1 protein-coding gene is annotated in these 7,481 nt (G+C 71.9%); it reads left to right on the top strand.

Features of this window, described 5'->3' with window-relative positions; all coding sequences use genetic code 11:
• Positions 1 to 117 precede the first annotated feature (117 nt).
• On the top strand, positions 118 to 7,481 hold a 7,364-nt coding region (locus ACIRR9_RS55710; protein ID WP_403769703.1), incomplete at its 3' end, for an SDR family NAD(P)-dependent oxidoreductase.

Raw genomic sequence — 7,481 nt, 5'->3', positions numbered from 1 at the left:
TACCGGGAAGCCTGGAAGCCGCTGAGCATCAGGTCGTCCGGAGCCAGGGGCGGCCGTTGGGCCGTGGTCGTCCCGGCGGGAAGGAGCGACGACGCGTTCGTCGACACCGTGACCGGTGTGCTGGGAACCGATGTCACCGTGGTGGAACACGGCGACATCCCCGGACTGCGCGCAGTCGACGGCATCGTCTCTCTGGAAGTCCTCCTGGAAGACAGCACGGAAGCAGGCCTCACCGCCGTCATCGACCTGCTGCAAACGCTGCCGGATCAAGGGATCCCGCTGTGGGTGCTGACCCGGGGAGCGGTGTCGACCGGCGCTCACGATCCGGTTACCGATCCCGATCAGGCCGCAGTCTGGGGACTGGGACGGGTCGCCGCTCTGGAACAGCCCGCCCGCTGGGGCGGTCTGATCGACCTGCCCGCGGTTCTCGACGTCCGCGGTGCCCGCGCGCTGGGCGCCGTACTGTCGAACGGCTCGGGTGAGGACCAGATCGCCGTCCGCCCGGCCGGAGTGTTCGGGCGCCGGTTGAGGCACGCTCCGGTCGCGAGCGGTCCGGCGCTGTGGACCACGTCCGGAACCGTCCTCATCACCGGCGGTACGGGTGGCCTGGGGGCGCACGTCGCGCGGTGGGCAGTCGAGCGCGGGGCCGAGCATATTGTCCTGGCGAGCCGGCGCGGGCCGGACGCGGAAGGCGCCGACATGCTGCGCCTGGAGCTAGAGGCGGCCGGTGCCCGGGTCACTGTGGCAGCCTGTGACGTCGCGGACCGCGACGCCCTGGCCCGGATCCTCAGCGAGATTCCCGGGGAATGGCCCCTGCGTACGGTCGTGCACGCCGCCGGCGTCATGAGCGATGTCACTCCGCTCGCCGCGACCACCGCGGAGCAGGTGCAGCACCAGGTGCGAGTCAAGGTCGATGGCGCCCGGAACCTCGACGAGCTGACCAGCGGCCTCGACCTCGACGCGTTCGTCCTGTTCTCCTCCGGCGCGGCGGCCTGGGGCAGCGGCGGCCAGGGTCCGTACGCGGCTGGCAACGCCTACTTGGACGCGCTGGCCGCTCACCGCCGGGCGCAGGGCCGCACGGCCACCTCGGTGGCGTGGGGCTCGTGGGACGAGGCCGGCATGCTGATCGGCCTGGCCGAGGCGGAGCGGGAGAACCTCGACCTGCTGGGCGTGATCCCCATGCGGCCCGAGCCGGCTCTCAGCGCGCTGCAGCGGATCCTGCACGACGACGAGACCACGCTCGTGGTCACGGACATGGACTGGGCGCGGTTCGCCCCGGTCTTCACCGCCGCCCGGCCGAGCGCCCTGCTTTCCGACCTGCCCGAGGTGACGGCCGCCCTGACGGGAACCGGTTCCACGGGTACGGGTGAGCCGGGCCGCCACCTCGCTGCCCTGCCCTCAGCCAAGCGGGAACAGGTACTCGTCGATCTGGTTCGCGCGGCGGCGGCCTCGGTGCTCGGTCACTCGTCCAGCGCGCAGGTCGATGTGGACCAGCCGTTCAGGGAACAGGGCCTCGACTCGCTGACCGCGGTCGAGCTGCGCAACGCACTCCTGGCGCGAACGGGGGCGAGCCTGCCGGCCAGTGCCGCGTTCGACTATCCGACCGTCACCCGGCTGGCCGCCCGTCTGTCCACCCACTTCGGCGAGCCGGAAGCCGCAGTCACGCCAGTGGTACCGGTCTCCGCCGCACTCACCGACGACCCGATCGTGCTGGTCGGCATGGCCTGCCGCTACCCGGGAGGCGTCCAGGACCCGGAGGGCCTCTGGCGCCTGGTCGCCGAGGGGACGGACAGCATCACCGGCTTTCCCGTCGACCGGGGCTGGAACTTCGATGAGCTGCTGGGTACCGCCGGGCCCGGTTCGGGAACCATCGCGACGGGACAGGGTGGCTTCCTCGACGAGGTGGCCGGCTTCGACGCCGGGTTCTTCCGCATCTCGCCCCGCGAGGCGCTGGCCACCGACCCGCAGCAGCGGCTGTTGCTCGAGGTTTCCTGGGAGGCGCTGGAACAGTCCGGAATTGCTCCCTCGACCCTGGTCGGCAGCCCCACGGGCGTCTTCGTCGGTGCCTACCAGAACGGGTACGGCGAATTCGCCGCCCGCTCAGGCGAGCAGGAGCTGGAGGGCCACCTCATCACCGGGGGCGCCGGCAGCGTCATCTCCGGCCGGGTGGCGTACGCGCTGGGCCTGGAGGGTCCCGCGGTCAGCGTGGACACCGCCTGCTCCTCGTCGCTCGTGGCGATGCACCTGGCCGCCCAGGCCCTGCGATCCGGGGAGTGCTCGCTGGCCCTCGCCGGCGGTGTGATGGTCATGTCCACCCCGGACGCCTTCGTGGGCTTCACCGCTCAGGGTGGCCTCGCCGGGGACGGCCGCTGCAAGTCCTTCGCCGAGGCGGCCGACGGCACCGGCTGGTCCGAGGGCGTCGGCGTCGTCGTGTTGGAGCGTCTGTCCGACGCCGAGCGCAACGGTCACGAGGTGCTCGCGGTGATGCGGTCGAGTGCGGTGAACCAGGACGGTGCGTCGAACGGTCTGACCGCGCCCAACGGTCCGTCCCAGCAGCGCCTGATCCGTCAGGCGCTGGCTGCTGCGGGTCTGTCGCCCGCGGATGTGGATGCGGTGGAGGCCCACGGTACGGGTACCAGGCTGGGTGATCCGATCGAGGCGCAGGCGCTGCTGGCCACGTACGGTCAGGACCGGCCCGGTGACCGGCCGTTGTGGTTGGGGTCTTTGAAGTCGAACATCGGCCACGCTCAGGCCGCGGCGGGTGTGGCCGGCGTCATCAAGATGGTCATGGCGCTGCGCCACGGCATGCTCCCCAAGACCCTGCACGTGGACGTGCCGACCTCTCAGGTGGACTGGTCCGAGGGGAATGTCCGGCTGCTGACCGGCGCGATGCCCTGGCCGGAGACCGGCCGTCCGCGCCGGGCCGGCGTCTCCGCGTTCGGTGTCAGCGGTACCAACGCGCATGTCATCCTCGAAGCCCCGGCTCGCATCGACGCCGGTCCTCCGACGGAACCCGCCACTGACGGCCCGCTGCCATGGGCCCTGTCCGGGAAGACCGGCGAGGCGGTGCAGGCGCAAGCGGCGCGTCTCCTGGAACACCTGGAATCGGTTCCCTCGCTGCACCCGGCGGACGTGGCCTGGTCGCTGATCGCGGCCCGGGAAGCCTTCGACCAGCGGGCCGTGGTGGTGGGCGCGGACCAGGACGAGCTGAGGGCCGGACTGCGCGCCCTCGCCGTCGGCCGTCCCGCGCCCGGAGTGGTGCGCGGCACCCGGACCGGCGGCCGGGTCGTGTTCGTGTTCCCGGGTCAGGGTGCGCAGTGGGTGGGCATGGCTCAGGAGCTGATCGAGTCCTCGCCTGTGTTCGCGTCGTCGATGCGTGCGTGTGCGGAGGCGCTGGAACCGTTCGTGGACTGGTCGCTGGCCGATGTGCTCGGTGACGAGGCTGCGTTGCAGCGGGTGGATGTCGTGCAGCCCGCGCTGTGGGCGGTGATGGTGTCGCTGGCCGCGGTCTGGCGCTCGTACGGGGTGGAACCGGCTGCGGTGGTGGGTCATTCGCAGGGCGAGATCGCAGCGGCGTGTGTGGCGGGCGTGTTGTCGTTGTCCGATGGTGCGCGGGTGGTGGCGTTGCGCAGCAAGGCGATCGCGGAGCATCTGACCGGTGGCGGCATGATGGCGTTGCCGGTGCCGGCTGCGGCGGCGCGGGACTTGATCGCGGACCGGCCCGGGGTGTCGCTGGCCGCGATCAACGGCCCGGCATCCGTGGTCGTCTCGGGCGAGGCCGACGCCCTGGACTCGCTGCAGGCGTACTGCGAGGAGCAAGGCGTCAGGGCACGACGAATCGCGGTGGACTACGCCTCGCATTCCGTGCTCGTGGAACAGATCCGGGACCGGCTGCTGACGGACCTGGCTCCTGTCACCCCGCAAACATCCGAGGTGCCGGTCATCTCGTCGGTGACCGGTGAACTGATGGACACCGCGGGCTGGGACGCCGGGTACTGGTTCCGGAACCTCCGGAACACAGTGTTGTTCGAACAGGCACTGACAGCCGCCGAGCCCGGCGTGATCATCGAAGTCAGCCCGCATCCGGTCCTGCTCCCCGCGGTGCAGGACATCACCCCGGCGATCGGGACGCTGCGACGCGGCGAGGGCGATCTGCGGCGGCTGCTGGAATCGGTTGCCCAGGCACACGCGTACGGCGTGAACATCGACTGGAAGCGCCTGGTCACCGGGCGTCGCGTTCCCCTCCCGACCTACGCCTTCCAGCACCAGCGCTTCTGGCCCCAGGCGGCCGCTGGTCCCGCCGACGTCAGCGCGGCCGGCCTCAGCGCCGCGGAGCACCCGCTGCTGGGTGCGATGCTGACGCTGCCGGAGACCGGTGGCGTGGTGTTCACCAGCCGCCTGTCGCTGCGGACCCACCCGTGGCTGGCCGACTACGCGATCCGGGGCGCCGTGGTGTTCCCCGGCACGGGCTACGTCGAGCTGGCCGTCCGCGCCGGCGACAGCGTGCAGTGCGACCGGGTCGACGAGCTGGTCCTCGAGGCGCCGCTGATGCTGCCCGCCCAGGGCGACGTACAGCTGCAGGTCGTCGTCGGCGAGGCCGCGGCGGGGAGGCGCAGCGTCGCCGTGTACGCCCGGCCGGGCGGGCAGGACGAATGGACCCGCCATGCCACCGGCGTGCTCAGCGCGAACGCAGGCCCGGCCGGGCAGGAGTTCACTGCGCTGAGCCAGGCGTGGCCCGGCCCCGGCGCCACCGAGTTGGACACCCGTGAGTTCTACGCCGAGCTGGGTACGGGCGGGTTCGCGTACGGGCCGCTGTTCCAGGGTCTGACCCGGGCCTGGCGGGACGGCGACCGGATCCTCGCCGAGGTCGAGCTGCCCGAGGCGGGACGGGGCCTGGCCGAGTCGTTCGGGATCCATCCCGCGCTGCTGGACGCGGCGCTGCAGTCCACGGCGCTGACCGGGCTGGCGGGGCTGCAGTTCAGCTTCGTCGACGTGGTGCTGCGGGCGACCGGCGCGTCCCGGGTGCGGGTGGCGCTGACGCGGACCGGGCCGGACCAGGTGGCCATCGCGATCGCCGACGACAGCGGGCTGCCGGTGCTGTCGATCGGCTCGCTGAGCGTACGCCCGCTGGCGGCCGACAGCATCGTCGCCGGCGCGGGCGACGGCACCCTGCTGAGCCTGCAGTGGGTCAGCATCCCCGCCGGAACCGCCGACGCCCGTGCAGCCGTGGTGGTGCCGGTTTCCGGTGATTCCGGCGCTGTGGTGACGTCCGCGCACGAGCTGACCGCCCGGGTGGTACGGAAGCTGGACGAGACCACGGGGCCGCTGGTCGTGGTCACCCGGGGCGCGGTGGCCGTCGAGCCCGGCGAGCCGGTGACGGACCTGGCCGCTGCGGCGGTGTGGGGCGTGGTTCGCGGGATGCAGACGGCGGACCCGGGCCGGATCGTGCTGCTCGACACCGACGCCGAGGTGGACGATGCGGTGCTGAGCCAGGTGCTGGGCGCCGACGAGCCGCAACTGGCCTTGCGGGACGGGGCCTTGCGGGCCGCCCGGCTGGTCCGGCTCAGCCCCTCGACCGAGCCGGAAACGGTTCCCTCCCGTGTCCTCGTCACGGGCGGCACGGGAACCTTGGGCGCGGTCGTGGCACGCCACCTCGTGGCTGCCCATGGCGTACGAGATCTCGTGCTGCTCAGTCGGCGCGGGTCCGACGCGCCGGGCGCCGCGGAGCTCGCCGCGGAACTGTCCCAGGCGGGCGCCGCAGTCGAGCTGGTGGCCTGTGACCTGAACGACCACCAGTCCCTGACCGAGATGCTGACCGCGCACCCGGTCGGTGGAGTGGTCCACGCCGCCCGGGTCGACGGACCCGGGCAGATCGACGCCGCCTGGCACCTGCACGACCTCACACGCGCCTTCGACCTGTCGCTGTTCGTGGTCTTCTCGTCCCTGGCGGGGATCGTGGGCGACGAGAACCGCCCGGGCGACGCCTTCCTCGCCGCCCTGATGCACCAGCGGCACCACGACGGGCTGCCGGGCCTCGCGCTGGCGTGGGGAGACTGGGAAACCGACCGCGGCCTGTCCGCGCCGCAAGCCATGGTCCTGTTCGACCGGGCGCTGAGCGCCGGCGTCCCCGAGGTGGCCCTGACCCGGCTGAACATCCAGGCGCTGCGCTCCCGGGCGAACCTTCCGGCTGTGTGGCGCGCGCTGACCGGGGGATCGTCGCGCCGCGCCGCCACCCAGGCCGACGGCGGTCGCGACGGTCTTGGTCAGCGGTTCGCCGGCCTGTCCGCCGCCGAGCGGCAGCAGGCCCTGATCGACCTGGTACGGGAGTCAGCCGCGGCGGTGCTCGGCTATGCCTCCGCGGCGCAACTGGCCGACGACCAGCCGTTCAGCGACCTGGGCTTCGACTCGCTGACCGCCGTCGACCTGCGCAACACGCTGCGCACCCGGACCGGGCTCAGCATGCCCGCCACCCTCGTCTTCGACTACCCGACCGTGGCCCGCGTGGCCGGCTATCTGGCGGAGGAGCTCGGCGAGGTGTCCCCGGTCGCCGCCTCCGCCGTGGTCCCGGCGGTGCTGCCGCCGGTTCCGGTGGCCGACGATCCGATCGTTCTGGTCGGGATGGCTTGCCGTTATCCGGGTGGTGTCACGGGTCCGGACGGGCTGTGGGACCTGGTGACGGCCGGGGCGGACGGGATCACGTCGTTCCCGGTTGACCGTGGTTGGGATCTGGATGCGCTGCTGGGATCCGGGGGCATCGGTTCCGGGTCCTCGGCGACCGGTCAGGGTGGTTTTGTCGACGGTGTCGCTGATTTCGATGCGGCGTTCTTCCGTATCTCGCCGCGTGAGGCGAGTGCCACCGATCCTCAGCAGCGTTTGTTGCTGGAGGTGTCGTGGGAGGCGTTGGAACGGGCGGGAATCGATCCGTTGTCCTTGGCGGGCAGTTCGACCGGTGTGTTCGCCGGTGTTTACTCCTCGGGGTATGCCGATCTTGTCGCGCGTGGTGGGGAGCAGTTGCAGGGTCACCAGATCACGGGTGGCGCGGCCAGTGTGATCTCGGGTCGGGTGGCGTACTCGCTGGGGCTGGAGGGTCCCGCGGTGAGTGTGGACACGGCGTGTTCGTCGTCGTTGGTGGCGATGCATCTGGCTGCGCAGGCGCTGCGGGCGGGGGAGTGCACGCTGGCGTTGGCCGGTGGCGTCACCGTCATGGCGACGCCCGACGCGTTCGTCTGGTTCACCACTCAGGGTGGTCTGTCGCCGGACGGCCGGTGCCGGTCGTTCGCGGATGGGGCTGACGGGACGGGTTGGTCCGAGGGTGTCGGCGTGCTGGTGATGGAGCGTCAGTCCGACGCCGTGCGCAACGGCCACCAGATTCTTGCGGTGATGCGTTCGAGTGCGGTGAACCAGGACGGTGCGTCGAATGGTCTGACGGCTCCGAACGGTCCGTCCCAGCAGCGGGTGATCCGTCAGGCGCTGGCTGCTGC

The organism is Streptomyces sp. NPDC101234 (genome assembly GCF_044767525.1).
Taxonomy (GTDB): domain Bacteria; phylum Actinomycetota; class Actinomycetes; order Streptomycetales; family Streptomycetaceae; genus Streptomyces; species Streptomyces sasae.
Note: the sequence above shows the minus strand (reverse complement) of the source record. Positions and strands in the feature narration are given on the sequence as shown.